Source organism: Streptomyces anatolicus, from assembly GCF_019400875.1.
GTDB lineage: Bacteria > Actinomycetota > Actinomycetes > Streptomycetales > Streptomycetaceae > Streptomyces > Streptomyces anatolicus.
In genome coordinates, this window is the sequence record NZ_WMBF01000708.1 from 1 (window position 1) to 2398 (window position 2398).

Annotated in this window: 3 protein-coding genes; all 3 read left to right on the forward strand. The window is 72.9% G+C overall.

Annotated elements, in window-relative coordinates; genetic code table 11:
• On the forward strand, positions 1 to 667 hold a 667-nt coding region (locus tag GKQ77_RS31635; RefSeq protein ID WP_219692552.1), incomplete at its 5' end, for a UbiA family prenyltransferase.
• 71 nt (positions 668 to 738) lie between these two features.
• Positions 739 to 1539, forward strand: a complete 801-nt coding sequence (locus GKQ77_RS31640) for a YqjF family protein (protein WP_219692553.1) — start codon at positions 739 to 741, stop codon at positions 1537 to 1539.
• Complete coding sequence (locus tag GKQ77_RS31645; RefSeq protein ID WP_219692554.1) at positions 1536 to 2168, forward strand: hypothetical protein; 633 nt, start codon at positions 1536 to 1538, stop codon at positions 2166 to 2168. Before GKQ77_RS31640 ends, GKQ77_RS31645 begins: the two co-directional genes overlap by 4 nt.
• The last annotated feature ends 230 nt before the right edge of the window (positions 2169 to 2398 follow it).

Sequence of the window (2398 nt, forward strand, 5' to 3'; positions counted from 1 at the left end):
GTGCAACGACGCGGCCGACGCGCAGCGCGACACGGTGTGCGAGCGCCGCGACAAGCCGGTGGCCACAGGCGAACTCTCCCCCCGGGCCGCGGCGGTCGCGGCCGGGACGGCGCTGACGCTGTGCGTGCCGCTGTCGCTGTTGAGCGGCGCGGCCGCAGGAGCGGCGCACCTGGGCATGGTCGCCGCGGGATGGGCCTACAACCTGAGGCTGAAGCACACGGTGCTCTCACCGCTGCCCTATGCCACGGCCTTCGGCGCGCTGCCGGCCTTCGTCACTCTCGGCCTGCCCACCCCGTCCTGGCCCGCCTGGTGGGCGGTGACCTCGGGGGCACTGCTGGGGGTGGGGGCGCACTTGGTGAACGTCCTTCCGGATATCGAGGACGATCTCGCGACCGGTGTACGCGGAGCGCCACATCGGCTGGGCCGTCCGGCCTGCCGGTGGCTGGCCCCCTTCGCGATGCTGACGGCCGTGGGCGTGCTCGTCGCGGGGGCGCCCGGGACAGGGGGGATCCCGGAGCGGGTGCTGGCGACGGCCGCCGTGATCGTCGCTGTCGCGGGTACGACCCTGCCGTCGGGAGCGCGGAGCCGGTGGCCGTTCCGGGCGGCGATCGTGGTGTCCGGCATGGCGGTGTCACTGCTCTTGCTCCGTGGTTCCGACATGGCATGATCCCGGGCGCCCCGGATGGCAGGGCTGGTGCTGTGCGTTTCCGGTCGCCACACCTGGGGCATGGGCCCCATATGGTGGGATATCAGACGAATCCCCGGGTGCGTCTGCCCGCGCTGCGGGCCGCGTGGCTGACGCAGACATTCGTCCACTGGCCCTTCCGGCCGGAGGCCGTGCGGCCTCTGGTGCCCGAGGGCTTGACCCTGGACGAGTACGAGGGGGCCGTCTGGGTGGGACTCACGCCCTTCGTCATGGCGGATGTGCGCCCTCCCGGAACACCCAGGGCGCTGCCCGGACTTCCGGCGTTCGCGGAGACCAACCTGCGGACCTACGTCCGTCACCGGGACGGCCGGGACGGGCTGTGGTTCCTGTCCTTGGAAGTCGCCTGCCCCCTGATGGTGGCGGCCCGGGCCATCGGCGCGCCGTACCACCCGGGCACCCTCAGCGTGTCCGTGAGCGGGAACACCGTCACGTACGCGGGTTCACGGTGGGCCGACGGGGCTTCCTACCGCATGGTCGTCCGCCTCGGCGCCCCGGTCCAGGCGGCGGAGAGAGACGTCTGGATGACCGCGCGCTGGCGGGCGTACACGCGCCGGCTGGGCATGCTCTGGGAGACCCCTGTCGAGCACGAGCCGTGGCCGCTGGCGGAGGCCGCCGTCGAGGTGCTGGAGGAGACACTGACGACCGCGGCGGGCCTGCCCGCCCCTCTCGGCGATCCCGTGGTGCACTTCTCGCAAGGAGTCAGGAAGGTACGCCTCGGGCCCTCCCGACCGTCACGGTGGGCTCCCGCTGATCGCGGGCGGGCACCGCGCCGTCGTGCAGCCGAGGCACCTCAAGGTTCTACGAGCAGAGACCAGGGGGATGGAGCCGGATGAGGCCCAGCAGAGTCAGGCGGCGCCCGCTGCTGCGCTTCGAGGGATGGATCGCGGGCATGGGCACCTCGTCCGGGACCCGCATCGTGCTCGGCCACTGGTGCCGGTCGCCGTTCGGGCCGTTCAGCGATGTGATGCTCGAAAAGGCTGACGGGGAGCGGCTCTTGCTGGCCCCCACGCGGGAGACGGCGGACTTTGTCGGCGCCACCTACACCTTCGACGCCGTACGCGTAGTCCCGGTCGAGGTCAGCTCCGCCGCCGGTGCGTGGACCGTGACCGCCGGACCACTCGACTTGTGCTTCACCACCGGTCGGCGAGGGCTCCTCGGGATGCTGCTGTGTGCCGTCCCCGGCCCGCTCGCCCGTCGTCCGGCGTGGAGCGCGCTGACGGACCGGTTCGCCGGCCTGCTGCTGCCCGGGGTTCGGACCCGCGGCAGCACCATCGGGGGACGTCGTGAGTGGTACGGGGCCCGGGACCTGCGGCCGATTCCCGCGCTGTCGGCGACCTTCGAGGGCACCGATCTCGGTCCGGTGGCCGCCGTTGAACCGCCCGTGCGCTTCGGGTTCAGCTCGGTGCCGAGAGAACCTGCCCTCACCCGGGTTACCACCCTGATCGCGCTCGGCCCCGAGTAGGGGTGGCCCGGGCGCCTCGGTGTCGGCTCCCGGCGGGACACGGCTGCACGGTGCTCGGGCAGTGGTTTCGCGCGGATCGCTTTTGCTCCCCGCGTGACTGGGTCACCGGAGAACCCGCGAGTTACGACCTCGTCGGGCGCTGGCCGAACTGACCGCCGTGCGCTCCCACTGGCGCCAGGCCACCGGCCCGGCCACACCGCGCACCGCCCGCCCGGCCCGCACCCTGGCTG